We start from the raw sequence: 24,808 nt of genomic DNA, 5'->3' as shown, positions 1-24,808 counted from the left end.
GGCGTGGCTGGTCCTTCAGCACCCGGCGGCGGCAAACACCCGAGACGGGGTCACGAATTCCTCCTGCGCCGCGACGGTCAGGATCTCCCGCGATCCGGCCTCGGCCGTCCGGCGCAGCAGACCGAAGATCGACGATGCCGCAGCCGACAGCGCGGCATCCGTCCCGCCGCGCAACCGGTGGAACAGGAACAATGCGGCGATCGCATCGCCCGCACCATTGACCGACACCGGCAGCATCGGCGTGGACAGCCGCCAGAAGCGACCGCCCTCGCCCGCCAGCATGCCGATCTCGCCATCCGGCGTGTCAGCGAGCCGGAGCGACGTCACCAGCACGCAGCGCGGCCCGCGCGCCTGAAGGGCGGCGATCGCCTGCTTCGCGTCGTCCAGCGTCGTGACCTCGCGCCCCGTCAGCCATTCCAGCTCGAACTGGTTGGGGGTGATGATGTCGGCCTCGGGCAGGGCCTCGTCGCGCAGGAATTCGGGAATGCCGGGGCGGACGAAGACGCCGCGCCCGACATCGCCGATCACCGGGTCGCAGCACCACAGCGCCGCCGGATTCGCCGCCTTCACCCGCCGTGCGGCATCGCGGATGGCCGCACCGATCTCGGCCGAGCCCATGTAGCCCGACAGCACCGCATCGCAGCGCGCCAGCGCGCCGCGTTCCTCGATGCCCGTGACGCAGTCCTGGATCAGCTCGGCGCCGAAGACCTGGCCGCGCCAGGCACCATAGCCGGTGTGGTTGGAGAACTGGACGGTGTGGATGCCCCAGACCTCCGCACCCAGTCGCTGCAGCGGGAAGATCGCGCTGGCATTGCCGACATGGCCATAGGCGACCCAGGATTGGATGGACAGGATCGAGGTCATCGGCGCATCCGAGGAAACGAAGGGGCGCGGACGCTAGAGCAGATCGCGGCCGGGTGGAATCACCCGGCCGCGTGAAGCGCCCATCCGAGATTCAGGGCGGGGGCGGTTCCGCCTGGGCAGGCGCGCCGCGGGCGGGTCGGTCCGCCACCCCCCTCCTTGCGCGGTCAAGCGATGCACGTCCATTCTCGCAGCTTAAGTCCGGGGGCCAACCCCGGTCGGAAACCCCGAGGGAGGAACCCGGATGACCGCATCCCTGACGCGTCGTGAGGCGCTGACCGCCGGCTTCGGCACCGTGCTGCTGCCCGCGACGCTGTCCGCCCAGCCGGCCGCCAAGCCCGCCGAGTTCAAGATCGGCGTCACCACCTTCCTCTCCGGCCCGGCCTCGGTCTTCGGCGTCCCGTCGCGCAAGGCCTGCGAGATGCTGGTCGACCAGATCAACGCCTCCGGTGGGATCGCCGGCGTGCCGCTGCGCGCCACCTTCGTGGACGAGGCCCCTGGCACCGACCACCTGGTCGGCGAGATGCGCCGCCTCGTGCAGTCCGAAGGCGTGCACGTGCTGTTCCAGTCGATCTCCTCGGGCTCCTGCCTGGCCTGCACGCCGCTGTCGCGCGAATTGTCGAAGGTGATGCTGCTGTGGGATTGCGGCACCCAGCGCATCTTCGAGGAGAACCGCTGGGACTACGCCTTCCGCACCCAGGGCTACGGCACGCCGGAAGTGCTCGCGCCGCTGCTGTACCTGCTGAAGAAGAAGCCAGACTTCCGCACTGTCGCGGTGATCAACCAGGACTACGCCTGGGGCCGCGATTCCTGGGAGCTGTGGAAGACCGGCATGGACGCGCTGAAGCCCGGCGTGCGCGTGGTGGCCGAGATGTTCCCGCGCCTCGGCTCGACCGACTTCTCGACCGAGATCACCCGCCTGCTCGCGCTGCGCCCCGATGTGATCCTGTCCACGTCGTGGGGCGGTGAGCTCGTCACCTTCATCCGCCAGGCGACCGAGCGTCGTCTGCATGAACGCACCACCTTCGTGCTGCCGGTGGCGGAAGCCTCGCTGCAGATCCTGGGGCGGACCATGCCGGAAGGCCATGTCATCGGCACCCGCGGCGACCATTGGAACAACCACCCCTCGCCGGCCAACCCGCAGCTGTTCAACGACTTCGTCAACGCCTACCGCACCCGCTTCAACGAATACCCGATCTATCCGTGCCACCACATGGCGCAGGCGGTCTGGGCGCTGAAGGCGGGTGTCGAGAAGGCGGTGGCGGCGAAGAATGGCGGCTGGCCGTCGGACCTGGAAATGGCCAATGCCTTCCGCGGCCTGACCTTCCCGACGCCGACCTCGACCATCACGCTGCGCGAGGACGGCCAGGGGCTGGAGGACCAGATCGTCGGCCTGTCGTCCTTCAATGACCGCTTCCCCTTCGCGGTGCCGAAGGAGATGATCCAGTTCCCCGGCGCCGAGGTTTCCGCCCCCGTCGGGCAGAAGTCCACCGACTGGCTGAAGACGCTGCAGGCGGGCTTCATCGCCTCTTCCGGCCGGCCGATCGGCTGAGCCGCGCGCCATGGCCGAGTGGTTCCAGGACAATGGCCTTCTGCTCGGCCTGGCCTTGCTGGATGGGCTTTCTTCCGCCGGATTGATCTTCCTTGTCGCGGTGGGGCTCAACCTCGTCTTCGGCGTGCTGCGCATCGTCAATGTCGCGCACGGCTCGCTCTATGCGATCGGGGCCTATTCCGCGGCCTCGATCGGCATCTTCCTCAGCAGCCGCGGCCTGCCGGAATGGGCGTCGATCCCGACGCTGATCCTCTCGGCCGCGCTGGTGGGCGCGGTGCTCGGCCCGCTGATCGAACGCTTCCTGCTGCGTCGGATCTACGCGCAGGAGGAAGTGGTGCAACTCCTCGTCACCTTCGCGCTGTTCATGATCCTGGAGGACGTGCAGAAGCTCGTCTGGGGCGTGCAGCCGATCCACCATGATGCTGCGATGAAGTGGCTTGGCACCATCGACGTGCCCTTCGGCGCCGACTTCATCCCCTTCACCAACTACCAGCTGTTCATCCTGCCGGGCATCGCCGTGATCACGCTGGCGGGCCTCGCCTGGTTCCTCCGGCGCACGCTGATGGGCCGGGTCATCGTCGCCGTCACCACCGACCGCGAGGCCGCGACGGCAATGGGCATCGACGCGGCGAAGATCTTCCTCCTCACCTTCACCTTCGGCGCGATGCTCGCGGCCCTCGGCGGCGCGCTGTCCTCGCCGACCGCCGCCCTGGTGCCGGGCATCGGCGCGCAAACCATCGTGCTGTCCTTCGCCGTGGTCGCGACCGCCGGCCTCGGCCAGATCGAGGGCGCGGCGCTGACCTCCCTGATGATGGGCCTCGGCCGGTCCATCGCCGTGTATTTCGAGCCGGAACTGGAAGTCGTGGTGCCCTACATCATCATGGTGCTGGTGCTGCTGGTCCGCCCGCAGGGGCTGTTCGGCGTGATGGAAACGCGCCGCGTATGAGGAAGATCGAACCCTTCCTGGCGCTGCTGCTCGCGGCGGCGATGATCACGGCGGCCGTCATGGCGCCCTGGCTGCGCTTCGTGCTGACCATCGCGCTCGCCAAGGGCATCGCGGTGGTGGGCATCCTGCTGCTGCTGCGCGCGGGGCAGGTTTCCTTCGGCCATGCGCTGTATATCGCCTTCGGGGCCTATACCGTCGCCTTCCTGGCACCGCGCTTCAACGATGCGGTGCTGCTGCTGGCCTTCGCCGCGGTGGGCGCGGGCGTCCTCGGACTTCTGATCGGGCTGTTCGTCACGCGCTACCGGCAGATCTTCTTCGGCATGCTGAACCTCGCCATGTCCATGGTGTTCTATTCGCTGCTCGAGAAGCTCTACCACTACACCAAAGGCAGCGACGGCATCCGGGTCGAGGTGATGCCCGTGGCCGGCCAGGCGCTCGACCGCATCGCCTATGAATGGACGATCTTCGGCATCGCGCTGGGCCTTGCCTTCGTCATCGGCCTGCTCGTCCGCCTCTACCTGTCCTCCCCGATGGGCGAGGCGCTGGCCGGCATCAAGACGCGCGAGACGCGGCTGGAGTTCATGGGCGTGCCGGCGCGCGGCGTGCTGCTCGCGGCCTATGTCATGTCGGCCGCGCTCGGGGGCATCGGCGGGGCGCTGATCGCGATGACCTCGCGCCATGTCACGCCGCTGCTTGCCTATTGGACCTCCTCGGGCGAACTCGTCTTCATCGCCATCCTGGGTGGTGCGGGCGGCGTGCTCGGGCCGTTCCTGGGTGCGGCAGCCTATGAGCTGGTGCGCATCTACGCGGCGGCCTCCTTCGCCGATGCCTGGCAGATGATCCTGGGTGCGGTGTTGCTGCTGGTCATCCTGTTCGCGCCGGGCGGGCTGTGGGGCATGGCCAAGCGGGTCTTCGACAAGGGGGGCGCGCGATGAGCGAGGTCCTCCTCCAGGCCACCGACCTGCGGCTCGCCTTCGGCGGGGTGAAGGCGGCGGATGGCATCAATCTCGGCGTGATGAAGGGCGAGTTCCTCGCCATCATCGGCCCCAACGGTGCCGGCAAGACCACCTTCATCAACATGTCCACCGGCTACCTGCGGCCGAATTCGGGGGACATCACCTATGAGGGCCGGCGCATCGTGGGGATGTCGCCGCGCGCCATCGTCAAGCTCGGCATCGCGCGCTCCTTCCAGTTGCCGCAGCTGTTCGTCGAGCACACGGTCGAGCAGAACATCGCGCTCGCCGTCGCGTCGCGCGACGGCATCTGGTCGCCCCTGGCCCCGCTGCTGCGCCCCCGCTACCGCGACGAGGCGCGCGACCTGCTGGACCGCTTCGGCCTGTCCTCCATCGCCGACACCCGCGCCGATGCCTTGAACGAGGGCGCACGCAAGCTGGCCGACATCGCCATGGCCGTGGCATTGAAGCCGCGGCTGCTGCTGATGGATGAACCGACCTCCGGCGTCGCGGCGTCGGAGAAGATGGCGATTGTCGAGACGCTCGTGAACGTGCTGCGCGATGCCAAGGTCACCGCCGTCTTCGTCGAGCACGACATGGACGTGGTCGAACGGTTCGCCGACCGTGTCGCGGTCTGGTCCCAGGGGCGCATCGCCGCCCTGGGCCCGCCGCAGGAGGTGCTGGCCGACCCCGCGGTGCAGCGCGACGTGATCGGGATCGAACGTCATGCTTGAGCTGTCGGGCGTGTCCGTCGCCATCGCCGGCGTGCCGGTGCTGCGCAACGTCTCCCTCTCCGTCCCCGCTGGCGGCCGCGTCGCGCTGATCGGGCGCAACGGCGCGGGCAAGACCACCACGCTGCGCACCTTGATGGGCCTGGTCAGCGCCGGGTCCGGCAAGGTGGTGATCGACGGGGAGGACGAGACCCGCCTGCCCCCGCATCACCGCCCGCGCCACGGCATCGGATACGCGCCGGAGGAACGGCGCCTGTTCGGCTCCTTCACGGTGGAGGACAACATGCTCCTCCCCGCGCAGGTGCTGCGGCTCGACCCGCCGGAGATCCAGCGCCGGCTGGAACGTGTCTATGCGCTGCTGCCGGAACTGAAGGACCTCGCGCCGCGCAAGGCCGCCGGGTTGTCGGGCGGGCAGGGCAAGATGGTGGCACTCGGCCGCGCGCTGATGGTGGGCACGCGCGCGGTGCTGCTGGACGAGCCCTTCCAGGGCCTCGCCCCGGCGCTGGCGCTGCGCTACGCGGAAGCCCTGAAGCGGCTCCGCGCGGCCCTGCCCGACGTCGCCATCCTGATCACGGAGAGCAATCCGGAACTGCTGCGGCCGCTGGTCGAGCAGACCTATGTGATCGAGCGCGGGGAGATCACCGCAGGCTGAAGGGCGCTACTGCGCTCACAACCATATCCGCCCGGATGGAGTCACCCGGGCGGATCGCTTTTCTTGTTGCTCCGGGCGGCCCGGCAGGCACTTGCAGGTCCACAACCCCGACAAGCCTCAAGAGCGTGACGGCACCGGATGCTTCGCCCTGCCAGAACGGCGCCGGCTACCGGGGCAGCGCGGATCGGTGGAAATGCACGATCCGCCAATCGGCCCCACGGCGGGCGACGACGAATGTCACGCGTCCTTCGAGAGTGTAGGTATTGCCGTCGCGAATACCGGTCGTGTCGTTCAGCCCCGTGACGAGGACCGAGTCATCGGACAGCACCATGACGTGCGGCGATGGCGTTTGCGTTCCCCGTGGCCGGTTGCTCAGGAGGGCACCCTCGAAGTAGCGGCGGATCGCGGCCGGGTCCGTCACGACCGTCTTGCTTCCGGTGCCCATGAACAGGGCGTCCGGGGCGTAAAGCGCGGTAATGGCGTCCACGTCCGAAGCCGCGAAAGCCTCTGACCACCGCTGCACGACAGCCAACGCCTCTTCCCGCGGTCCGGCGAAGGCCGCGGGCGACAGAAGAAGGCACGCGGCAAGCGCACCGGGAATCAATCGCATCGTATGCGCCTCCCGCCTGGAATCCTCAACGAAGCAGCGCACCGGAGCCCTGGCGCTGGCACGCGCATCCTCATGCGACAGGCCACGACAATGCCCCGCCCGCAACCGCCCATCGGAGAACGGCGCGATGCGGCAACGCGCATCGCGCCGTAAGCACCGCCTGCCCTGATCGCAGAATTGGTGCGGCACCTGACATTGCAGGCCCTCAATTCGCCGCCACGAACGCCCGCGCCGCCACCAGTTCCGGCCGCGCCGTATCCGCCCGCGCCGCGATCACCAGCAGCGCGTCGTAATGCCGGCGCGCCGCCGCGCGATCACCGGCCTTCTCGGCCGCCTGCGCCGCGCCCGCGACGGCGCGGAAGCGACGCGGCTCGATCTCCAGCACCGCCTCGAATTCGCGCTGCGCCTCGGCGTTGCGGCCCATCAGGGCGAGCATCTCGGCCAATTGCTCGCGCGCCGGCATCAGTGGCCCGGGCGTAACCGGGTGCTTGTCGGTCCGGGCCTCCCGCTCCGTCGCCTGGCGCAGCAGGGCGAGCCCCTCCTCCTGCTGACCGCGCGCGAAGGCCACCCAGCCTTCGGCGGCGAGGCGCAGGAGATCGGTTTGCTCCTGCCAGTAGGGATCGCGCCCCTGCAGGGCCGCGACAGCCGTGCGCAGCGCCTCGACATCGGTGGCCGCGGCATCCGGCCGGCCGGCGCGTGCGGCGCCGATCGCGCGGGTGAAATGCGTATTCGCATCGACGAAGGGCGCATTCTGCGGGCGAGTGTCGAGCGCCGAGGCTTCATCCCACGCGCCGCGTTCCAGCGGCCAGCGCGCCCGCATCGCCGTCAGGCCCCAGGCGAAGATGGGTGCCGGCGCGGTCCAGCCGTCGAAGCGCGTCAGGCCGGCCAGCACCGCGCGCGCGGCGCCGTCCTGCCCGGTCTGGAGGTAGCCATAGACCAGGTAGTCATAGGCGTGGATCTCGTCGAACACGGCTTCCCGCGCGCGGGCCGTCTCGGCCGATCGACGGTTGGTCTCGATCGAATCCTCCCACCGCCCGACGCGCGTGAAGATGTGGGATGGCATGTGCAGCGCGTGCGGCGCGTCGGCCGCGATGGCGGCATAGCGTTCGGCCGCAGGCACGCCACGCCCAGCCAGCGCCGGCGTGTCGTAGGTATGGATCAGGTAGTGCGCGACGCCCGGATGCTGCGGCTGGCGCCCGGCCTCGCGTTCCAGGATGTCGGCCGCGCGGATCTGCCGCGCATAGGTCTTGTCGGTCGGCGGCGCGACCATCACCAGGGCGAGGGCATATTGGATGGCGATCTCGGAATCGTCCGGGAAGCGCTCATTGAGCTGCGCCATCGCCTGTTCATAGCGTTCCATGCGCGCGCGGTGCTGTGTCGGATCTTCGTTCCCATACAGCGCAGACAGCGCGGCGATCAGGCCCGCCTCGCGCTCGCTGCGCGCGCCTACCCGCTGCGCCTCGGCCAACAGGGCGCGTCCGGCGCGCAGATTGGCCACGGTCGTCACGGTGAAGGGGTTCACCAGCAGCGCCAGGGCTTCGCCCCAATAGGCCATCACGCAGGATGCATCGGTCTCGCGCGCCTTGCGGAAGGCCTCGGCCGCGGCCTGGTACCAGAAGGAATGCTGCAGCAGCATCGCGTGGTTGAAATCGGCCTGCGCGGCCGGTGAGCAGGTGACCGGAAAGTTGACCGTGCCGAGCACCTGGTGCGTGCGATGCGCGGTATCGGCTGCCGGTGCTGTCTGCGCCTGGGCGAAGGCGCCGGGCGTCAGGACCAGGCCGGCCGCCAGGGCGGCGCGGGTTCCCGTTTTGCGGAACATGCTGTTCCCTCCCTTGCTGTGAGGGAGCAGTCCGCCAGGGGCTGCCTTCCCGTGGCGGGCTCCCGGCGGCGGACCCTGGACCTTTCGTCTCGGTATCGCAAGTAAAAGCGACGGCGCGGTTGCACCGGCCCCGCCCCTCCCCTATACGCCGCATCTTCCCTGCCCGCCGGTCGGCATCGTCGGGCGTTCCTGCATGAGTGTCGCCCGATGAAGTCCGATATCCATCCCGACTACCACGAGATCACCGTCATCATGACCGACGGGACCGAGTTCAAGACGCGGTCCTGCATGGGCAAGGCCGGCGACACGCTGCGTCTGGACATCGACCCGAAGTCGCACCCGGCCTGGACCGGCCAGCAGCGCGTGATCGACACGGGCGGCCAGATCGCCAAGTTCAACAAGAAGTTCGCCGGCATCGGCGCCCGCAAGAAGGGTTAATCTTTTCGCGCCCTCAGACGGCGGGCGCAGCCCATCCGGGCTGCTTGCCTTCGCGCAATGCGTTGCTGCGTTGGCGATTGCAGTCGGTCTGGGCGCGGTCGCGCTTTGCGCTCACGGCCCGAGGCGAAAGCCTCGGGCCGTTTTGCGTTCTGGTGCGGCGTTCGCGTCCCCTTGAAGCCGCCGAACCCTCCACTTACCTCCATTCCTGTCGATGGCGCCCCTCGGGGGCCATCGGCGCGGAACGGCAGGGTCGCCCTTTTGGGGACCCAGTGAGCCCGGATCCGCCCCGCAACGAACCTTGCTCAAGGCAGGAGGTTCCATTGAACGCGATCGACTTCTCCCCCCTCTTCCGTTCCGCCATCGGCTTCGACCGTCTCGCGCGCCTGATGGACAACGCGCGCAACGTCACCGACGCCACCGGCTACCCCCCCTACAACATCGAGAAGACCGGTGAGGACAGCTACGTCCTGACCATGGCCGTCGCCGGCTTCTCCGAGGCCGACATCGAAATCACGGCCCAGGAGAACACCCTGACCGTCGCCGGCAAGCCCCAGGCCCAGCCCGAGGACGGCCGCCGCTTCCTGCACCGCGGCATCGCCGGCCGCGCCTTCGAGCGCCGCTTCGTCCTCGCCGACCACATCGTGGTCGAAGGCGCCGACCTCGCGAACGGCCTGCTGCACGTCGCGCTGAAGCAGGTGGTGCCCGAGACGCTGAAGCCGCGCCGTATCCCGGTGCAGGGCACGCGCCCGGCCCTCGAGACCACGGCCGAGGCGGCCTGACGAGACCTCCGGGGGAGGAACACTTCCCCCGGGGCCCCCTTCGTTTTCTGTCTGTCAGGCCGGCGCGCCCGGCCCGGCAGGCAGGCCCATCAAGCGAATGCCCGGCCCAGGGTCACGTCCTGGCCGGGCATTTTGCGTCAGGTGCCGCAGAAGGTGGCGGTCACGCGCTCCTCGGGAAGGGGTGGCTCGGCGAAGCGCTCCCGGCCCGGTTGGTCGTCGAAGGGACGCGCCAGCACCGCCAGCAGTTCCTCGAACGGGGCGAGGTCGTCGCGCTGCACGGCAGCGGCCAGGGCTTCCTCGACCAGATGATTGCGCGGGATGAAGGCGGGGTTCACCAGCCGCATCGCAGCGCCTCGGCCCGGCGACTCCTGCGCCAGCCGCGCCCGCCAAGCGACACCCCAGCCATCATAGGCTGCCGGATCCGCGAACAGCGCCCGCACCGAGGCATCCGCCGCTACATCATCCGCCGCATCCGCCAGCCGCCGGAAGGTCAGCGTGAAGTCCGCTTCATTCGCGGCCATCCGCACCAGCAGGTCCTGCAGCAGGTCCTCGTCACCCTCCCGCGCCTCGGTCAGCCCGACCTTGCGCAGCAGGCCGTCGCGCCACGCCGCGCCGAAGCGCGGTCCGAAGCGGGACAGCGCCTCCTTGGCCTTCTCGAGCGACGTGTCCTCATCCGCGTCGATCAACGGCAACAGGCATTCCGCCAGCCTTGCGAGGTTCCAATGCGCGATCCCCGGCTGGTTGCCGTAGGCATAGCGCCCCTGCTGGTCGATCGACGAAAACACCTTCTCCGGGTGATAGGCATCGAGGAAGGCGCAAGGCCCGTAGTCGATCGTCTCGCCCGAGATGGCGCAATTGTCGGTGTTCATCACGCCATGGATGAAGCCGACCAGCATCCAGCGCGCGATCAGATCCGCCTGTCGTGCGACCACCCCTTCCAGCAGCGCCAGCGCCGGGTTCGGCGCATCCGCCGCCGCCGAATCGTGCCGGGCGATGGCGTAGTCCGTCAGCACCCGCAGCGCGTCCGTATCCCGCCGCGCGGCGAAATACTGGAAGGTGCCGACGCGGATGTGGCTCGCCGCGACGCGGGTCAGCACCGCGCCCGGCAGCGCATCCTCGCGGAACACGAAATCGCCGGTCGCGACAGCAGCAAGTGCGCGCGTCGTCGGGATGCCGAGTGCGGCCATCGCCTCGCCGATGATGTATTCGCGCAGCACCGGCCCGACCGCCGCGCGCCCGTCGCCGCGGCGGGAGAACGGCGTCGGCCCCGAGCCCTTCAGTTGGATGTCGCGGCGTTCGCCCGCTGGCGTGACCACCTCCCCCAGCAGGATGGCGCGGCCATCGCCGAGGCTCGGAGTGAAATGCCCGAACTGGTGCCCGGCATAGGCCTGGGCGATCGGCTCCGCGCCCTCGGGCACATGATTGCCGGCCATCATCGCCACCCCGGCCGGGGAAGCGAGCCAAGCGGGATCAAGCCCCAGCGCCTCCGCGAGGCCGGTATTCAGCCGCAGCAGGCGCGGCGCGCTGACCGGCGTCGGCGCCAGCCGCGCGAACAGCCGTTCCGGCAGGCGGGCATAGGAATTGTTGAAGGCCGGGCGGGTGCCGGCCTCGGGCGGGGGGGCGGGCGCGATGATGGATGTGTCCGGCATGGTTCCTCGCAGATCGCGCTCCGTGGCCCCGCCGACAAGCCCTACCCCTTGCGGAAGAACGCCTCGGCGGCCGCGCGGTGATCGTTGCGCGACCCGATCGCGATCTCGGCGCGAGCGATCTCGGCCTGCAGTTCGGCTATGTAGTCCTGTAGCTGCGACACATCCCAGCCATCGAATTTCGGCTTCTCCAGCACCTGCCGGCGGCGCGGTTCCGCATCCTCATCCATCGCGGGCATGTTGCCTCCTTTCCCATCAAGGCTTTGACCCTGCCATTCTGCCTGATTATACGGGGCGCGACATTGTCGCGGGGGTTCGCTCCTGCCGCCCCTCCGGCCATCCGAGGTCCGCCCATGCCCCAGCCGCTCATGCCGAAGGCCACCGCCGTGTGGCTGATCGACAAGACGTCGCTTTCCTTCGACCAGATCGCCGACTTCGTCGGCATGCACCCGCTTGAGATCCAGGCCATCGCGGATGGCGAGGTGGCGCAAGGCATCGTGGGCTTCGACCCGGTCGGTTCCGGCCAGCTGACGCGGGAGGAGATCGCCCGCTGCGAGGCCGATCCCAACGCCCGGCTGCATCTGCAGGAAAGCACGATCGTGCTGCCGAAGCAGCGTGCCAAGGGTGGACGCTACACCCCGGTGTCCAAGCGCAACGATCGGCCGGACGGCATCGCCTTCCTGCTGCGCAACTACCCCATGCTGCCGGATGCGGTGGTCGCGAAGCTGCTCGGCACCACCAAGGACACCATCGCCAAGGTGCGGGACAAGACCCACTGGAACAGCCCGAACATCAAGCCGCGCGATCCGGTCATCCTGGGCCTGTGCACCCAGTCGGACCTCAATGCGGCGATCCAGGCCGCCGGTGGCAGCCTGACGCCGCCCCCGCCGGCCGAAGACGCCGCCTGAAACGACAGCGGCCTCGTGGCGCGCTCCACCATTGTTCGGATCGCGGCCCCGCCGCGATCCGGGAGCGCAAGGCACAACTGCGCCCAACCCGCCAGCCGCCCCAGCGCATGGCGCGAAGGCAAGGCGGCCGGATGGCCGCCGCCGGCCGTCTGAGGATCAACAAAAACTCAGTGCGGCTTGCTGGTCCGCAGGCGTTCCATTTCCTCCTTGAGGCGGAGCTTCTCGCGTTTCAGCCGGACCAGTTCGGTGTCGTCCGGCCTTGGACGGCGGTCTTCATCCAGGATTCGGCGCTCGAGGGCGGCGTGGCGTTCCTCGAGTGAGGCGATCCGGGCGTCCATGGGCATGCGCTGCGCATCCTCATTGCTGTTGAGTGCCGCGCCGACCGGCAGCGGCACCGGGAAGGAGCTGTTGCCGCCCCTTTCCGGCCGGATGTGCGATGGACCGGAATGGCCTGTCGCGCCCCGGCCCGATCATGTTAAGGGCGATGGCATCAGGAATGCACCTTCAACTTCGTTCCGGGGCCGCCGGCCATGATCGCCGACCGTGACGCCATGCTCCGCCGCCTGCACGAGTTGCGCAGCGAGCACCGCGACCTCGACACCGTCATCGCAAGACTCGATGGGTCGCCGGTGGATCAATTGCAGTTGCAGCGGCTGAAGAAGCGAAAACTGAAGCTGAAGGATGAGATTGCCTGGCTCGAAGGGCGCCTCGTTCCCGATATCATTGCTTGAGGTTTCGCTTTGCCCTCAAACGCCGGGAGCGGCCCATCAGGGCCGCTTGGCTTCGCGCCATGCACTGCCGTATTGGCGGCCGCTGACAGCCCGGGCGCGGTCGCGCTTTGTGCTCGCGGATCGAGGCACCGCCTCGATCCGTTTTGTTTCGCTTCGACTGACGGTGAATTGAATGACAGGTGACACCCCCCCGGCGCCGCTGGTCGGCATCATCATGGGCAGCCGTTCCGACTGGGAGACGATGCGCCACGCCGCCGAGACGCTCGAGAAGCTCGGCGTGCCGCATGAAACGCGGGTCGTCTCCGCCCATCGCACGCCGGACCGGATGGTGGACTACGCCCGCGCCGCCGCCGGGCGGGGCCTGAAGGTCATCATCGCCGGCGCCGGCGGGGCCGCGCATCTGCCGGGCATGACCGCGTCCATGACGCGGCTGCCGGTGCTCGGCGTGCCGGTCGAAAGCCATGCGCTCAAGGGCATGGACAGCCTGTTGTCCATCGTCCAGATGCCCGCCGGCATCCCGGTCGGCACGCTGGCCATCGGACGCGCCGGGGCGGTGAATGCCGGGCTGCTCGCTGCGGCGATCCTCGCCACCTCGGACCCGGCGCTGGCCGGACGGTTGGACGCCTGGCGCGCCGCGCAGACCGATTCGGTGCCGGACGCGCCGGCATGACCACCTTCCCCCTGCCCCCCGGTTCGATCATCGGCATCCTCGGGGGCGGGCAGCTTGGCCGCATGTCCGCACTTGCGGCGGCGCGACTCGGCTATGCCTGCCACGTCTTCGCGCCCGAGGCGGACTCGCCCGGCATGCAGGTCGCCGCGCACCGCACCGTCGCGGCCTATGAGGATCGCGCAGCCCTCGCCCGCTTCGCCGCCTCGGTCGCCGTGGTGACCTTCGAATTCGAGAACGTCCCCGCCGCGGCGCTCGAAGCGCTGGCCGGTCTCGTGCCCTGCCGGCCCGGCCTTGCCGCGCTGGTCACCTGCCAGGATCGCGCGGCGGAGAAGGCCTTCCTCGACCGTATCGGCGTGCCCGTCGCGCCCTGGCGGCTGGTCGAGAGCGAATCGGAACTCGCCGCCGCCGTGGCCGAGCTCGGCCTGCCGGCCGTGCTGAAGACGACGCGCCTCGGCTATGACGGGCGCGGCCAGGCGGTGCTGCGCGAAGTCGCGGACCTCGCCCCCGCCTTCGCGCGACTCGCGCCCAAGCCGCTGATCCTCGAGGCCTTCGTGCCGTTCGCGGCCGAGATCTCGGCGATCGCAGCGCGTGGGGCGGATGGCGCCGTCGCGGTGTTCGACCCGGTCGAGAATCGCCACGCGCACCACATCCTTGACCTGTCCTTCGCCCCGGCCCGCGTGCCGGCGGCAGTGGCAGAGGCCGCGCGCGCCCATGTCGCGGCGGTGGCCGAGGGACTCGAACTGGTCGGCCTCGTCGCGCTTGAGATGTTCCTGCTGCCGGATGGCCGGCTGATGGGCAACGAGATCGCGCCCCGGCCGCACAATTCCGGGCATTGGACCATGGATGCCTGCGCCGCATCCCAGTTCGAGCAGCATATCCGCGCCGTCGCCGGCCTGCCGCTCGCCTCGCCCGAGCGGCATCATGATGCGGTGATGCGCAACCTCATTGGACCGGAGGGACTCGACGCCTGGCCCCGCCTGCTGCGCATGGCTGGCGTCGTGCCGCATCTCTACGGCAAGGCCGAGGCCCGGCCCGGCCGCAAGATGGGCCACGCCAACCGCCTCCTGCCACATGGCAGCCTCGCGAATCTGACGGATTCCGAGGCACTCAAGGGCTTGTGACGGATTTGCCACCAACCCCCGTGGCAATGACGCAACACTCGACCGCCATCCCGTCTCAGGCCCTGGCGCATGTCGCGCAGAATGTTAGAAGGTAGCCGTGTCGAGCCCATGACACTGCAGGTGTCCGGGCTTCGAACGGATCTTATGGCCCTCGGGGGCCCGAGCAGGAGATTACCAATGAGCCTGAAGAAGGCGCTTCTTGCCGCGACGCTGCTGTCGCTGCCGATGGCCGCGACCGCGAACGCGCAGAGCTGGGACCCGCGGGTGCAGGGCATCTATGTCGGCGCCGGCCTTGGCGCCAACTACCTCGACAACTCCGACGCTGACCGCAACATCTCGATCTCCTTCGAGTGGGGCTGGGCCGGCGTGCTGTCGGTCGGCTACGGCTTCGGCAACGGCCTGCGCCTCGAGCTCGAGGGCAACTACCGCCAGAACGACGTCGACGGCATCGACACCCCGGGCGGCAGCCTGCCGCGCACGACCGGCACGGTCCGCAGCTACGGCCTGATGGTCAACGCGCTGTATGACTTCGTGCTCGGCCCGGTGATGCCCTATGTCGGCGTCGGCGCCGGCTATGTCTGGCACGACTACGACGGCGTCGGCTTCCAGGCCCGCAACGGCAACCAGTCGGGCAGCCTGAACATCGGCGGCACCAACGGCGCCTTCGGCTACCAGGCGATCCTCGGTGTGGCCTTCCCGATCGACTCCGTCCCGGGCCTGGCGCTGACCGCCGAAGGCCGCTTCATGGGCACGGCGTCTGAGGACGTGGACGGCCGCGTGAACGGCAACGTCACCGTGAACGGCCAGACCTTCCGTGACCGCGAGACGATCAAGTTCGCGTCGGACAACTACAACTGGTCGATCCTGTTCGGTGTTCGCTACAACTTCGGCCGCACCGCCGCCCCGGTCGCCCCGGTGGCTGCTGCTCCGGCTCCGGCGCGCACCTTCCTGGTGTTCTTCGACTGGAACCGCGACAACCTGACCGACCGCGCCCGCCAGATCATCGCGGAAGCGGCCCAGGCCCGCACCCGCCAGGCGGTCACCCGGATCGAGGTCAACGGCTACACCGACACCTCGGGCTCGGCCACCTACAACCAGGGCCTGTCCGTCCGTCGCGCCAACAACGTCGCTGCCGAGCTCGTCCGCCTGGGCGTGCCGCGCAACGAGATCGTGGCCCGCGGCTTCGGCGAGACCAACCTGCTGGTCCCGACCCCGGACAACACCCGCGAGCCGCAGAACCGCCGCGTGGAAATCATCCTCCGCTGATCTGCGCATCAGCGTCGGATACCGGAAAGGGGCGCCGAAAGGCGCCCCTTTCTGCGTTGCGGCACTGCCGGCGATACTCCACATTCCAGTGACGCTCATGACTGATACTCGCACCATGTCTCGCACCCGTGCCCGCCACCTCCGCCCGCTTCTGGGCGTTGCCCTGGCCGGCGCTTGGCTTGCCGCCGCCCCCGCCGCCCGCGCCCAGTTCACCGAAGGCCTCTACATCGCCGGTGGCGCGGGCTTCAGCCTGCTGCCGAACACGGGACTCGGGCTCGACTCGGCGGCAGTGACGGGGCTTGCCGCCGCGGGCTATGGCAACCGCGCGACCGTCGGCTTCGCCCCGGGCTTCGCGGGCGTGCTCAGCCTCGGCTGGGGCTTCGGCAACGGCCTGCGGGTGGAGATCGAAGGGTCCCTGCGCAGCAACGACACGGATGGTTCGTCCGGAGTCGCGGGCTGGTCGGCCGATGGGGGCATTTCCGGCCGCCAGGAATCCTGGGGCGTGATGGGCAATATCCTGCTCGATCTCGGCCAGATCGGGCCGGTGATGCCCTATGTCGGCGTCGGCGCCGGCTATGTCGTGACCGATTGGGCCGGGGTGCGCGGCTTCAGCCAGAACGGCGCGCTGCGCATGACCATCGACGACAGCGACGGTCGCTTCGCCTACCAGGGCATCGCGGGCCTCGCCTTCCCACTCTCCTTCGCCCCGGGCCTCGCGCTGACTGCCGAGTATCGCTTCCTCGGCACGCTGCAGCCGCGCCTGCAGGTTCGCTTCGACAACCCCGCCACCGGCGCCACCGTTGCCCGCGGCACGGCGGAACCCGACGCCTACAACCAGTCCGTCATGCTCGGCCTGCGCTACGCCTTCAGTGGCGGCCCGGCGGCAGCGCCGCCCGCCCCCGCCGCGGCGCCCGTGCAGCAGCGCAGCTTCATCGTGTTCTTCGACTGGAACCGCGCCGACCTGACCGAGCGCGCCCGCCAGATCATCACCGAGGCCGCCCAGCAGGCGCGCGCCCAGCGCACCACGCGGATCGAGGTCGCCGGCCACGCCGACCGCTCCGGCACGGTGCAGTACAACCAAGCCCTGTCCCGCCGCCGGGCGGAAACGGTGGCGGCGGAGCTGATCCGCCTCGGTGTCGCGCGGGAGGAGATCACCATCACCGCGCTCGGCGAAAGCCAGCCGCTGGTGCCGACGGCCGACGATGCGCGCGAGCCGCAGAACCGGCGGGTGGAAATCGTCCTGCGCTGACGGCCGCCCGCAGCATCCGGGCACGAAAAAGGGGCGGCCCCTGCGGACCGCCCCTTCTCGTTATCGCCGAAGGATCAGCGGCGCGCGCTGCGGCGCGCGGCAGGCGCGGCGGCAGCCCCGCAATCCGGTGCGTCATAGCCCTCGATGATGTTGCGCTCGTTCACGAGCTTCGGCAGGTCGGCCGCGGGGGTCTGCACCACCTGGCGGAACAGCGGCTCGGCATCGCGGCAGAAGAAGGAGCCGCTGCGCAGCGCATCCTGCGAATGCTCGTTCGCGAGGTTGGTGTTGTACTGGTCGAGCCGCCCGCCACGCGACGCGCCGCCATAGGCGCGCTGGAAGTGGCTCGCCGCCATGCGGTCGGCGGCCGAAAGGTCGGAGCCGAAGCGGCGCAGGAAGGCATTGTAGCCATCCGGCGCGTTGTAGGTCTGCCCGGTGCGGCACTGCAGCGCCGCCACCATCAGGTAGGACCGCAGGGCGCGGATCTCGATCGCCGCGCGTTCCTCCGGCCGCAGGCAGGCATTGGCCAGCGCGGGGCCGGCAATGACGACGCCGCAGAGCGCGGCGATGATGGTGCGGGTCTTGGTCTTCATCATGGGCGCCGGGCGCTCCCTTCTGGATCGGGGTGAACCGCCCGCGCACACGCCCCCGATTCCCGGTCGCGCGACAAAGCGGCTCCTGTGCCGGCTACTAGCCGGGCATGCGCGTCAAGGCCACGAAAATTTTGTTTCAATCCCTATCCGATACAGGGCCTTGCAGGCTGTGATGCAGATGGCGTTGTAAAATCAAGCCGCTCGGGCCGATGTCGCCTTCTTCCGGCAACGCTGCATCCGCGCCAAACCGGCCAGGCGACGGTCCAGGAAATCGAGCGCGGGGCCGACATCCTCCGCATCGTCGCGCAGCCAGAAGGCCAGGGTCGCGCCATAGATCGCCGCAAGGCTCGCCCGGCGCGTGTACCAGGACAGGTCGTCGGACCGGTCCCCGGCCGCCTGCCAGATGGCGCTGGCGGTGCGCGCGGCACCGCGCAGACCGGCGGGGGCATTCCAGGGCAAGGCGAGCACGGCCATCGCCAGGCGCGCCGCCTCCTTATGCGGTGCGATCAGATGCAGCCGCGCGGCAACCAGGGCGCGGATGCGCGCGGGAATGCGCAGGCCCGACACGTCGCCGGCCGCCGTCGCCATCTCCCGGTCGGTGAGGTCGATCCAGGCCTCGACGGCCGAGGCCACGCCACGCGGGAACAGGAAGGCGGCCTCATCCTCGGGCAGGCCCGCGGCCTTCAGGCCAGTGGCGATGGTCTGCCGCGTCCAGCCGGATCGCGGCACCAGGGGCAGGATGGCGCGGATGGCGGCGTCCCGCCCCGCGCGGTCGGACTCCGAAAGCGCGTCCATCATTCCTCCTTCGGGGCGGCGCGGGCCGCGGCGGCGCGCGCCAGCTCCTCGTTGAAGCCGAACAGGGTGAAATCCTCCATCCGCATCGGATAGAGCACCCCGTCCAAATGGTCCGTCTCATGCTGCATGACGCGGGCGACGAGGCCGGCGGCCTCCCCTTCCACCGCCCTGCCGTCGATGTCGAAGCCGCGGAAGCGCAGCCGCGCCGCGCGGCGCACCGCCCCGCGCAGGCCGGGAATCGACAGGCAGCCTTCCCAGCCGAGTTCCGTCTCCTCCCCCACCTGTTCCAACTCGGGGTTGATCAGCGCGGAGATGCCGCCCGCCCCGGTGCGCCAGACGAACAGGCGCAGCCCGACATGGACCTGCGGCGCGGCAAGGCCGAGGCCCGACGCGTCCTCCATCGTCTCCGCCATGTCTGCGACGAGGCGACGGATCTCCTGCGCGGTCGGGTCCTCGACCGGCGCGGCGGGGGCGATCAGGACGGGATGGCCCATGCGGGCGATCTTCAGAAGGGCCATGGCGGTGCGCGGGGCTCGAAAAATGTGGCGCGACCATGCATATAGGGCCTTCCGCCCGCATGGGAGGGCTTCCGGTGCGGCGGGGAATCGTGATAAGCGTCCCGCAACCGACGTGACCGGTTCTCCGGTCGCGCCGATTGTTATTGGCTTTCTTCACATCCAACGCGCAGGAGGTTGCGCCGCGTGCAAGTCGTCGTTCGTGACAACAATATCGATCAGGCGCTCAAGGCCCTGAAGAAGAAGCTCCAGCGGGAAGGCGTGTTCCGCGAGATGAAGCTTCGCCGGCACTATGAGAAGCCGTCCGAGCGTCGTGCGCGTGAGGCCGCCGAGGCCGTCCGTCGCGCCCGCAAGGTCGAGCGCAAGCGCCTGGAGCGCGAGGGCTTCTGAGCCCGCCCCTTCCGCCCCGAACGGCGGAAGGAAGCCGGAAACCGCGGCACGGGACCCCCGTGTTTCGCGGTTTTTTGCTGTCTGCGGCCCTGTTCCTGGCCTGCTGCCTGCCGGCTGCCGCGCAGAACGCGCTGCTGCCCTGGCTGGTGCAGAGCGTCTGCGTCGATGGCGCCGGCGCACCCATCCCCGGCCTGCTGCCCTTCGAACCCGCCTGCACCCGCCGCGCGCCGCAGCGCCAGGACGCGCCCATGCCCTATCGCCGGCATGATTGGCCGGCGGCAGCGCAGGCGCGCGCGGTGCCCCAGGGCTACCAGGCGTCGGACGCGGTGCTCGGCACGCTGCTCGGCGTGCCGGCGGCCATTCACACCTTCGATTTCGGAGCCACCCAGGACCGCCATTTCGGCGTGCTGGACCGCGGTCGCGGCGATGGCGGGCAGGTCGTGCCGCTCGGCCCCGGCCCCGCCTATGTCGCGATGACCGAAGACGCCTCGGGCGGCGTGCAGTGGTTCCTTTCCCCCGATTGCCGCACGGGCGGGCGCGGCTGGCAGGGCTGGCTGCTGGCCGGGCCGAACCTGTCCGAAGCCTGGAACACCCAGGTGGTGCGGCTGCGCATCGCCCCCTCCCCCCAGGCCTGCCCGGCCGCCTTCGACGCCAGCCTGACACGCTTCCGCCGGACGCGACTGGAACTCCCGTGGCGCGATGCCGCGACCGGCCGGGGCGGCGTCGCGGTGGTCGATGCCATCGTCTCCGAGCATTACGGCGGGGCGGAGATCGCCAGCGCCCATCACCTCGAGCGCTTCGTGCTGGCGCGCGACCTCGGCATGGTGCGCTGGGAACGGTGGGAGAATGCCGCCATCGCCCGCCGGCCGGACCTGCCGCAGCGGGCGGAAGCGCTGCAACGGCAGCAGCGCTGCCCGATGCTCGCCGTCAGCGAGCCGCCCGGACCGGGCTGGCAGATGCGCGATTGCCGCTTCTGGACGAACTTCGTCCGCGCGGCGCCGGGGCAGCCGCTGGCGGCGCTGCCTTGGCCGCCACGCGAGCTGCGCTGAGCGGAGGGGCGCGCCCCCCCTCCGGACCACCCCGCCAAGGGGCAGTGCCCCTTGGAACGCCGTGACTTGGCGCCGCGTGAGGGCTTCAGGCCTTCGTGGACATGGGTTGAAGGCGCGAGGGTCCGTCTGCCCCGCGCCCGAAGCCGCGCACGAAGTCCTCCTGCGCGGCCGTCTCGATCGCCTCGGCCGCGTAGCGCGCCCGCAGCCAGGCGACCGGATCGCCCTGCACGTCGCCGGCAAGACGCGCCAGGCAGGCCAGCGCGACCCCCGTGCGCCCTAGCCCGGCCTTGCAGCCGACGTAATAGGCGTCGCCCGGCCGTCCCCGCATCTCCGCCAGCATCGCCGTCAGAACGGCACGCAGCGCCTCGGTGTCGGGCACGCCGAAATCCGGCACGTCCAACCGCCATTCCGCTTCGGCCACACGCATCGAGCGCGCTTCCAGGCATAGCCCGCGCGCGCCGTCCGGCATCGCATCGAAGGGACCGCCGGTGACGCGCACCGGTCGGCCATCGACCGCCAGCGTGATGGCGCCGCGCAGCGTCACGGGATCGGCCGAAGGGACCGCAGATAGGCGACCAGGTCGCCAAGGTCGCGCGGCGTCATCCGCGCGTAGTAGCCATAGCCCATCGGCGGGAACATCTGCCGCCCATCGGCGGAGACACCCTGCGTGACGGCGCGGATGATCTGCGCGTCGGTCCAACTGCCGATGCCGTGGTCGCGGTTCGGCGTGATGTTGCGCGCGACCGAAGTGCCCCAGGGCCCGTTGAAGGGCTGACCACCTTCGCCAACGCGCGACCAGTCGCGATGCCCGCCCGCACCCATCGGCGTGTGGCATTCGGTGCAATGCCCGATCGGCCCGGCCAGATAGGCCCCGCGCGCCACCGGGTCGTTCGCCGGCGGGTCGGGCACGCTCACGACCGGTGGGCCGTAGGCGGGCGGCAGCGGGATCCGGTACTCGCTGGCGGCGACGGCGTTGCGCATCGGCGGCACGCTGCGCAGATAGGCGACCATCGCCCCAAGATCGCTGTCCGAGATGCCGCGATAAAGCTCGATCGGCATGGGCGGGCCGATGATGCGGCCATCGGGGCGGATGCCCTCGCGGATCGCGCGCGCGATCTGCGCATCGGTCCAGCGGCCGATGCCGGTCTCCGGATCGGGCGTGATGTTGGAGGCGACGGCGCGGAAGGGCTGCTCGTCGAACACCTGGCCGCCGGCGAGGTTCATCCCCGGCAGGTCACCCTGCGGACCCTTCGGCGTGTGGCAATTGCCGCAGCCCGCGATCGATTCGACCAGATAGCGCCCGCGCGCCAGCGCCTCGGCCGGCTGCGCCAGCGCCGGCCAGGCGGCGAACAGCATCAGCGCGCCAAGCGCGGCCTTTCCCGAACCGATCATTCCCAGATGCCCCTGCCTGCGAGGTCGCCTCGCGCGACCGTGAACAGCATGCGACAAGCATGCGCCCTGCGCCAGGGACGTTTGCGCAACAAATGCCTCGCGCGGCCCCGTTGGCAGCGTTCAGCCGGCCCCGCTGCGGCTGTTGTCCGTCACCACCACCGGCTCGATCAGGCTCTCCGCCTCCCGCTTCAGCCGCAGGTAGGACCGTATCGAGAAGGGCAGCATGCCGAGGTAGAACAGCCCCGCCAGCGCCAGCGCCGCCCAGGGCTCGGACAGCAGCACCGCGACGAACAGGCCGGCGCCGAGCAGCAGCGGCAGCACATAGGCGCGCGGCACGCGGAAGTTCTTGAAGGACCAGGTCGGCAGGGTGCTGACCAGCAGCCCCGCGACCAGCACCATGATCACACCGACGAAGGCCGGGTGGCGTGCGGCGGCGGCCAGCAGCGGCCAGTCCATCTGCGTGAACCACAGCCCGAGAAAGAGTGGGAACAGCACGCAGCCCGCCCCCGCCGGCGCCGGCACGCCGGTGAAGAAGTTGTAGGTATAGGCCGGCTTCACCACCGGCCCGACATCGAGTGCGGCGTTGAAGCGCGCGAGGCGCAGCGCCATGCACACCGCGAACAGCAGGCAGGGCGCGAAGCCCAGCGCGCGATAGTCGTGCATCGTCCACAGATACAGCACCATCGCCGGTGCGACGCCGAAGCACAGGAAGTCCGACAGACTGTCGAATTCCGCCCCGAAGCGCGACGTCGCCTTCAGCAGCCGCGCGAGGCGCCCATCCAGCCCGTCGATCACCCCGGCGACCAGGATCAGGGTCGCCGCCTGCTCGAAGCGGCCCTCGAAGGCGAAGCGGATGGCGACCAGGCCGCAGCACAGGCCGAGCATCGTCATGATGTTCGGGATCAGCCGGTTGAAGGATTGGCCTTCGACGCGCGGGCGGGTGCGCGGGCGGAAGCGCCGCCGGAGGCGCCGCACCCGTCCCTCGGGCCCGCCCTCGGCCTTCATGCGCCGAGTTCCGCGATCACCGTCTCGCCGCCGATCATGGTCTGGCCCTCCCGCGCGAGCGGCAGCACGCCGGCCGGAAGATAGACATCGGTGCGGCTGCCGAAGCGGATGATGCCGAAACGCTCGCCGGCCTGCACGGAATCTCCGGCCTTGGCGTCGCACAGGATGCGCCGGGCGACGAGCCCCGCGATCTGCACGACCGCGAGGTCGCGCCCATCCGGCAGGGCGATGGCGAGCGCATTGCGCTCATTCTCGTCGGACGCCTTGTCGAGATTGGCCGAGAGGAACTTACCGTGGTGATAGGCGACGCGCGTCACCGTGCCGTCCACCGGCATGCGGTTCACATGCACGTCGAGCACGGAGAGGAAGATCGCCACCCGCCAGCGCGGCGCATCCCCCATGCCGAGTTCGGTCGGCGGCACCGCCTGCGCAACCGAGACGACATGCCCATCCGCCGGTGCGAGCACCATGCCCGGCCGGTCGGGTGGGACGCGTTCGGGGTCGCGGAAGAAGTACAGGCAGAAGGCGACGAAGGCCGCGCTCAGCCAGAACAGCCAGTTGCCGAGGAGAACCAGGCCGAGCAGCGCGGCAGCGCCCCCGCCGATCAGGAAGGGCCGCGCGGCCGGATGCGGCGGCGCGAGCACCATGCGAAGGCTATGTTCGAGGGCCATGTCCGGCCGGTTATGGTGTGTTCACCCCTTCCGGACAACCCTGCGCGGCCATGGACACCATCGAACTCGGCCGCTTCGCCATTGCGCCGGACGGCACCGTGACCCCGTGCGGGGGGCCGGAATCCCCGGCGCTGCGCTTCGCCTGGCGCGGGCGTCCCTGCCAGGCGCAATTCGACCCCGGCGCGATCCGGCTGGCGGCGGATGCGGCGCGCATCCCCTCCACCGCCGACCGCGCCGCCGACCGGCCCCGCGCCTTCGCTGCCGTGGCGGACCTGCCGCGGCGCCTGCCCGATGGCTGGCATGCCCGCCTGTTGCCTGACCACCGCATCCGCATCGAGGCCCAGGCGCCGATGGACAATCCGTCCAACGCGACGGCGCTGGTCGCGGCGCTGGTGCGTTTCGCGCTCGCCCTCGACCCTTACCTGGACGCGCTGGAGGCCGAGGGCGCGGCCTGACCCATGCACGATGGCCGCAGGCCATCGTTTCTGGATCCCTCAGACGGCGGGCGGCGGGCACGGTCGCGCTTCGCGCTCGCGGATCGAGGCAGGGCCTCGATCCTGGTCCATTCGGCGGGTCGCGTGCTTTGCAACGCACCGGGCGACCGCCATCCGGTCGCCGTCAGCGGATCACCGTGGTTGTCTGGCCTTCGGGCAGTTCGAAGACCTGCCCCGGGAAGATGCGGTGCGGATCGCGGATCTGCTCACGGTTCGCCTGGTAGATCACTGTGAAGCGTGTCCCTCGGCCGTAGGCCGAACGCGCGATGCGCCACAGATTGGCGCCGGGCTGCACGACCACGCGGCGTGATTCGAAGGCGTCGCCGGGCAGTTCCTCCCGATGGAAGGGCACTTCGATCCGCGCGGCCACGGCGCCCGCGGCGGCGAGCTGGTCCACACGCAGCGAGTTGCGCCCGACCGGCGGTTGCTGGTCCGGCGCCAGCACCCAGCGCCCGGAGGCATCGGCCACCGCATCGCCGGCATGGCGTTCCCCGACATAGACGCGCACTGAGGCACCCGGTGGCGCGGAACCGGCGAAGCGGATCGTGCCGCCTTCCTCGTAATCGACCGAATCCATGCCGAGCCGCGGGGGCGCCGCGCGCGCCTGCTGCGCCCCGGGCGGGTTGACCTGCGGCCCCTGCAGGATGCGCGGCGCGGCGGACGCTGTGGCAGGCGGGATCAGCACGGCAATCGGGCCAGGGGCGGGCTCCGGCGCAGGTTCGATCGGGCGAGGCTCGGCGCCGGCGGTCACGGCGGGGCGGGCGGCCTGGGCCGGCGCCGCCTCGGGCACCACAACCACGACGGCGTCGGGACCCGCGGTCTCATCCCCGGCCAAGCGCGCGCGCAGCGACAATTCCCAGGCGCCGGCCGGCAGCGGGTCAGCCGGCAGGATCACCCACTCGCCACGGCTATCCGCCCGCGCGCGGCCGAGTTCCCGGCGGCCATCGACGATCAGCACCACCTCGGCCCCGGGCG

At 70.2% G+C, this 24,808-nt stretch carries 30 protein-coding genes; 16 read left to right on the top strand and 14 right to left on the bottom strand.

The annotated features are described in order from the left end of the window. Window positions 1-15: 15 nt before the first annotated feature. Entirely contained in the window at window positions 16-864 is an 849-nt protein-coding gene (gene pdxY / locus AC2YHJ_RS06240) for a pyridoxal kinase PdxY (protein WP_487394705.1), read from the bottom strand. Between the two features lie 241 nt (window positions 865-1,105). Here pdxY and AC2YHJ_RS06235 point away from each other — a divergent pair, with 241 nt between their 5' ends. From AC2YHJ_RS06235 to AC2YHJ_RS06215, 5 genes are read left to right on the top strand one after another with little or no spacing between them, the layout of a single operon-like run. Then, complete coding sequence (locus AC2YHJ_RS06235) at window positions 1,106-2,413, top strand: ABC transporter substrate-binding protein (RefSeq protein ID WP_487394704.1); 1,308 nt, start codon at window positions 1,106-1,108, stop codon at window positions 2,411-2,413. A 10-nt stretch (window positions 2,414-2,423) separates the two neighbouring features. Beyond that, a complete protein-coding gene (locus AC2YHJ_RS06230; protein WP_487394702.1) occupies window positions 2,424-3,359 on the top strand; it encodes a branched-chain amino acid ABC transporter permease in 936 nt (311 codons plus the stop codon). Continuing rightward, window positions 3,356-4,294 (top strand): branched-chain amino acid ABC transporter permease, encoded by a 939-nt coding sequence (locus AC2YHJ_RS06225; RefSeq protein WP_487394701.1) that lies wholly within the window; start codon window positions 3,356-3,358, stop codon window positions 4,292-4,294. Before AC2YHJ_RS06230 ends, AC2YHJ_RS06225 begins: the two co-directional genes overlap by 4 nt. After that, complete coding sequence (locus AC2YHJ_RS06220) at window positions 4,291-5,046, top strand: ABC transporter ATP-binding protein (protein ID WP_487394699.1); 756 nt, start codon at window positions 4,291-4,293, stop codon at window positions 5,044-5,046. Before AC2YHJ_RS06225 ends, AC2YHJ_RS06220 begins: the two co-directional genes overlap by 4 nt. Next, the gene (locus AC2YHJ_RS06215) at window positions 5,039-5,695 is read left to right on the top strand and encodes an ABC transporter ATP-binding protein (protein WP_487394698.1); all 657 of its coding nucleotides are present in this window, start codon (window positions 5,039-5,041) and stop codon (window positions 5,693-5,695) included. The genes AC2YHJ_RS06220 and AC2YHJ_RS06215 overlap by 8 nt, the downstream gene beginning before the upstream one ends. A 166-nt stretch (window positions 5,696-5,861) precedes the next feature. On the opposite strand, the gene AC2YHJ_RS06210 is transcribed toward AC2YHJ_RS06215, so the two are convergent. Together AC2YHJ_RS06210 and AC2YHJ_RS06205 are read right to left on the bottom strand one after the other, a co-directional pair. Further along, window positions 5,862-6,305, bottom strand: a complete 444-nt coding sequence (locus AC2YHJ_RS06210; RefSeq protein WP_487394696.1) for an SgcJ/EcaC family oxidoreductase — start codon at window positions 6,303-6,305, stop codon at window positions 5,862-5,864. 205 nt (window positions 6,306-6,510) lie between these two features. Next, window positions 6,511-8,124, bottom strand: coding sequence for a hypothetical protein (locus AC2YHJ_RS06205; RefSeq protein ID WP_487394694.1), 1,614 nt, complete (start codon window positions 8,122-8,124; stop codon window positions 6,511-6,513). Between the two features lie 207 nt (window positions 8,125-8,331). Here AC2YHJ_RS06205 and rpmE point away from each other — a divergent pair, with 207 nt between their 5' ends. Both rpmE and AC2YHJ_RS06195 read left to right on the top strand, forming a co-directional pair. Further along, entirely contained in the window at window positions 8,332-8,562 is a 231-nt protein-coding gene (gene rpmE, locus AC2YHJ_RS06200; protein WP_487394693.1) for a 50S ribosomal protein L31, read from the top strand. A 320-nt stretch (window positions 8,563-8,882) separates the two neighbouring features. Next, window positions 8,883-9,341, top strand: coding sequence for an Hsp20 family protein (locus AC2YHJ_RS06195; protein ID WP_487394691.1), 459 nt, complete (start codon window positions 8,883-8,885; stop codon window positions 9,339-9,341). Window positions 9,342-9,478: 137 nt separating this feature from the next. Here the strand turns inward: AC2YHJ_RS06195 and AC2YHJ_RS06190 are convergent, their stop codons facing one another. Then, on the bottom strand, window positions 9,479-10,990 hold the full coding sequence (locus tag AC2YHJ_RS06190; protein WP_487394689.1) for a protein adenylyltransferase SelO: 1,512 nt from the start codon (window positions 10,988-10,990) through the stop codon (window positions 9,479-9,481). Window positions 10,991-11,031: 41 nt separating this feature from the next. Further along, window positions 11,032-11,226: a DUF1192 domain-containing protein gene (locus AC2YHJ_RS06185; RefSeq protein ID WP_487394688.1), complete on the bottom strand. Its 195-nt coding sequence runs from the start codon at window positions 11,224-11,226 to the stop codon at window positions 11,032-11,034. Window positions 11,227-11,340: 114 nt separating this feature from the next. Between AC2YHJ_RS06185 and AC2YHJ_RS06180 the strand changes: the two genes are divergently transcribed. Continuing rightward, window positions 11,341-11,895: a DUF1013 domain-containing protein gene (locus tag AC2YHJ_RS06180; protein WP_487394686.1), complete on the top strand. Its 555-nt coding sequence runs from the start codon at window positions 11,341-11,343 to the stop codon at window positions 11,893-11,895. Between the two features lie 167 nt (window positions 11,896-12,062). Here AC2YHJ_RS06180 and AC2YHJ_RS06175 read toward each other — a convergent pair whose 3' ends face one another. After that, window positions 12,063-12,290, bottom strand: a complete 228-nt coding sequence (locus AC2YHJ_RS06175; RefSeq protein WP_487394684.1) for a YdcH family protein — start codon at window positions 12,288-12,290, stop codon at window positions 12,063-12,065. 135 nt (window positions 12,291-12,425) lie between these two features. Between AC2YHJ_RS06175 and AC2YHJ_RS06170 the strand changes: the two genes are divergently transcribed. From AC2YHJ_RS06170 to AC2YHJ_RS06150, 5 genes are all read left to right on the top strand, one after another. Next, complete coding sequence (locus AC2YHJ_RS06170) at window positions 12,426-12,626, top strand: YdcH family protein (RefSeq protein ID WP_198376663.1); 201 nt, start codon at window positions 12,426-12,428, stop codon at window positions 12,624-12,626. Between the two features lie 172 nt (window positions 12,627-12,798). Then, window positions 12,799-13,296 (top strand): 5-(carboxyamino)imidazole ribonucleotide mutase, encoded by a 498-nt coding sequence (gene purE, locus AC2YHJ_RS06165; RefSeq protein WP_487394683.1) that lies wholly within the window; start codon window positions 12,799-12,801, stop codon window positions 13,294-13,296. After that, window positions 13,293-14,417 carry a 5-(carboxyamino)imidazole ribonucleotide synthase gene (locus tag AC2YHJ_RS06160; RefSeq protein ID WP_487394682.1) on the top strand — a complete coding sequence of 375 codons (1,125 nt, stop codon included), beginning with the start codon at window positions 13,293-13,295 and terminating at the stop codon, window positions 14,415-14,417. The genes purE and AC2YHJ_RS06160 overlap by 4 nt, the downstream gene beginning before the upstream one ends. Before the next feature lie 177 nt (window positions 14,418-14,594). Then, complete coding sequence (locus AC2YHJ_RS06155) at window positions 14,595-15,683, top strand: OmpA family protein (protein ID WP_487394681.1); 1,089 nt, start codon at window positions 14,595-14,597, stop codon at window positions 15,681-15,683. A gap of 115 nt (window positions 15,684-15,798) precedes the next feature. Then, a complete protein-coding gene (locus tag AC2YHJ_RS06150) occupies window positions 15,799-16,932 on the top strand; it encodes an OmpA family protein (protein ID WP_487394680.1) in 1,134 nt (377 codons plus the stop codon). A gap of 74 nt (window positions 16,933-17,006) precedes the next feature. On the opposite strand, the gene AC2YHJ_RS06145 is transcribed toward AC2YHJ_RS06150, so the two are convergent. The 3 genes from AC2YHJ_RS06145 to def all read right to left on the bottom strand — a co-directional run bounded on the left by AC2YHJ_RS06145 (window position 17,007) and on the right by def (window position 18,835). Continuing rightward, window positions 17,007-17,525, bottom strand: a complete 519-nt coding sequence (locus tag AC2YHJ_RS06145) for a hypothetical protein (protein ID WP_487394679.1) — start codon at window positions 17,523-17,525, stop codon at window positions 17,007-17,009. A 189-nt stretch (window positions 17,526-17,714) separates the two neighbouring features. Further along, complete coding sequence (locus AC2YHJ_RS06140) at window positions 17,715-18,317, bottom strand: COQ9 family protein (protein WP_487394677.1); 603 nt, start codon at window positions 18,315-18,317, stop codon at window positions 17,715-17,717. After that, entirely contained in the window at window positions 18,317-18,835 is a 519-nt protein-coding gene (def, locus tag AC2YHJ_RS06135; protein ID WP_487394675.1) for a peptide deformylase, read from the bottom strand. The genes AC2YHJ_RS06140 and def overlap by 1 nt, the downstream gene beginning before the upstream one ends. Window positions 18,836-19,018: 183 nt before the next feature. Here def and rpsU point away from each other — a divergent pair, with 183 nt between their 5' ends. Then, window positions 19,019-19,222 (top strand): 30S ribosomal protein S21, encoded by a 204-nt coding sequence (rpsU, locus tag AC2YHJ_RS06130; RefSeq protein WP_007006360.1) that lies wholly within the window; start codon window positions 19,019-19,021, stop codon window positions 19,220-19,222. A gap of 59 nt (window positions 19,223-19,281) precedes the next feature. Continuing rightward, window positions 19,282-20,271, top strand: a complete 990-nt coding sequence (locus AC2YHJ_RS06125; protein WP_487394673.1) for a hypothetical protein — start codon at window positions 19,282-19,284, stop codon at window positions 20,269-20,271. Window positions 20,272-20,356: 85 nt separating this feature from the next. On the opposite strand, the gene AC2YHJ_RS06120 is transcribed toward AC2YHJ_RS06125, so the two are convergent. From AC2YHJ_RS06120 to AC2YHJ_RS06105, 4 genes are all read right to left on the bottom strand, one after another. Next, window positions 20,357-20,815 (bottom strand): protein-tyrosine phosphatase family protein, encoded by a 459-nt coding sequence (locus AC2YHJ_RS06120; protein WP_487394671.1) that lies wholly within the window; start codon window positions 20,813-20,815, stop codon window positions 20,357-20,359. Next, window positions 20,812-21,663: a c-type cytochrome gene (locus tag AC2YHJ_RS06115; protein WP_487394669.1), complete on the bottom strand. Its 852-nt coding sequence runs from the start codon at window positions 21,661-21,663 to the stop codon at window positions 20,812-20,814. Before AC2YHJ_RS06115 ends, AC2YHJ_RS06120 begins: the two co-directional genes overlap by 4 nt. Before the next feature lie 120 nt (window positions 21,664-21,783). Next, window positions 21,784-22,668: a CDP-diacylglycerol--serine O-phosphatidyltransferase gene (gene pssA / locus AC2YHJ_RS06110; RefSeq protein WP_487394667.1), complete on the bottom strand. Its 885-nt coding sequence runs from the start codon at window positions 22,666-22,668 to the stop codon at window positions 21,784-21,786. Further along, window positions 22,665-23,339, bottom strand: coding sequence for a phosphatidylserine decarboxylase (locus tag AC2YHJ_RS06105; RefSeq protein WP_487394666.1), 675 nt, complete (start codon window positions 23,337-23,339; stop codon window positions 22,665-22,667). Before AC2YHJ_RS06105 ends, pssA begins: the two co-directional genes overlap by 4 nt. Before the next feature lie 50 nt (window positions 23,340-23,389). Here AC2YHJ_RS06105 and AC2YHJ_RS06100 point away from each other — a divergent pair, with 50 nt between their 5' ends. Continuing rightward, a complete protein-coding gene (locus tag AC2YHJ_RS06100) occupies window positions 23,390-23,794 on the top strand; it encodes a hypothetical protein (RefSeq protein WP_487394664.1) in 405 nt (134 codons plus the stop codon). 163 nt (window positions 23,795-23,957) lie between these two features. Here the strand turns inward: AC2YHJ_RS06100 and AC2YHJ_RS06095 are convergent. After that, on the bottom strand, window positions 23,958-24,808 hold an 851-nt coding region (locus AC2YHJ_RS06095; RefSeq protein ID WP_487394663.1), incomplete at its 5' end, for a LysM peptidoglycan-binding domain-containing protein.

The organism is Roseomonas sp. SRI_022, from assembly GCF_057586215.1.
This window is presented reverse-complemented; position numbering and strand designations above follow the sequence as displayed.

Bases quoted from the DNA above. Each gene is read 5' to 3' on its own strand.
- pdxY (WP_487394705.1), bottom strand. From the start codon at position 864: ATGACCTCGATCCTGTCCATCCAATCCTGGGTCGCCTATGGCCATGTC.
- AC2YHJ_RS06235 (WP_487394704.1), top strand. From the start codon at position 1,106: ATGACCGCATCCCTGACGCGTCGTGAGGCGCTGACCGCCGGCTTCGGC.
- AC2YHJ_RS06230 (WP_487394702.1), top strand. From the start codon at position 2,424: ATGGCCGAGTGGTTCCAGGACAATGGCCTTCTGCTCGGCCTGGCCTTG.
- AC2YHJ_RS06225 (WP_487394701.1), top strand. From the start codon at position 3,356: ATGAGGAAGATCGAACCCTTCCTGGCGCTGCTGCTCGCGGCGGCGATG.
- AC2YHJ_RS06220 (WP_487394699.1), top strand. From the start codon at position 4,291: ATGAGCGAGGTCCTCCTCCAGGCCACCGACCTGCGGCTCGCCTTCGGC.
- AC2YHJ_RS06215 (WP_487394698.1), top strand. From the start codon at position 5,039: ATGCTTGAGCTGTCGGGCGTGTCCGTCGCCATCGCCGGCGTGCCGGTG.
- AC2YHJ_RS06210 (WP_487394696.1), bottom strand. From the start codon at position 6,305: ATGCGATTGATTCCCGGTGCGCTTGCCGCGTGCCTTCTTCTGTCGCCC.
- AC2YHJ_RS06205 (WP_487394694.1), bottom strand. From the start codon at position 8,124: ATGTTCCGCAAAACGGGAACCCGCGCCGCCCTGGCGGCCGGCCTGGTC.
- rpmE (WP_487394693.1), top strand. From the start codon at position 8,332: ATGAAGTCCGATATCCATCCCGACTACCACGAGATCACCGTCATCATG.
- AC2YHJ_RS06190 (WP_487394689.1), bottom strand. From the start codon at position 10,990: ATGCCGGACACATCCATCATCGCGCCCGCCCCCCCGCCCGAGGCCGGC.
- AC2YHJ_RS06185 (WP_487394688.1), bottom strand. From the start codon at position 11,226: ATGCCCGCGATGGATGAGGATGCGGAACCGCGCCGCCGGCAGGTGCTG.
- AC2YHJ_RS06180 (WP_487394686.1), top strand. From the start codon at position 11,341: ATGCCCCAGCCGCTCATGCCGAAGGCCACCGCCGTGTGGCTGATCGAC.
- AC2YHJ_RS06170 (WP_198376663.1), top strand. From the start codon at position 12,426: ATGATCGCCGACCGTGACGCCATGCTCCGCCGCCTGCACGAGTTGCGC.
- purE (WP_487394683.1), top strand. From the start codon at position 12,799: ATGACAGGTGACACCCCCCCGGCGCCGCTGGTCGGCATCATCATGGGC.
- AC2YHJ_RS06160 (WP_487394682.1), top strand. From the start codon at position 13,293: ATGACCACCTTCCCCCTGCCCCCCGGTTCGATCATCGGCATCCTCGGG.
- AC2YHJ_RS06155 (WP_487394681.1), top strand. From the start codon at position 14,595: ATGAGCCTGAAGAAGGCGCTTCTTGCCGCGACGCTGCTGTCGCTGCCG.
- AC2YHJ_RS06150 (WP_487394680.1), top strand. From the start codon at position 15,799: ATGTCTCGCACCCGTGCCCGCCACCTCCGCCCGCTTCTGGGCGTTGCC.
- AC2YHJ_RS06145 (WP_487394679.1), bottom strand. From the start codon at position 17,525: ATGATGAAGACCAAGACCCGCACCATCATCGCCGCGCTCTGCGGCGTC.
- AC2YHJ_RS06140 (WP_487394677.1), bottom strand. From the start codon at position 18,317: ATGGACGCGCTTTCGGAGTCCGACCGCGCGGGGCGGGACGCCGCCATC.
- def (WP_487394675.1), bottom strand. From the start codon at position 18,835: ATGGCCCTTCTGAAGATCGCCCGCATGGGCCATCCCGTCCTGATCGCC.
- AC2YHJ_RS06115 (WP_487394669.1), bottom strand. From the start codon at position 21,663: ATGATCGGTTCGGGAAAGGCCGCGCTTGGCGCGCTGATGCTGTTCGCC.
- pssA (WP_487394667.1), bottom strand. From the start codon at position 22,668: ATGAAGGCCGAGGGCGGGCCCGAGGGACGGGTGCGGCGCCTCCGGCGG.
- AC2YHJ_RS06105 (WP_487394666.1), bottom strand. From the start codon at position 23,339: ATGGCCCTCGAACATAGCCTTCGCATGGTGCTCGCGCCGCCGCATCCG.
- AC2YHJ_RS06100 (WP_487394664.1), top strand. From the start codon at position 23,390: ATGGACACCATCGAACTCGGCCGCTTCGCCATTGCGCCGGACGGCACC.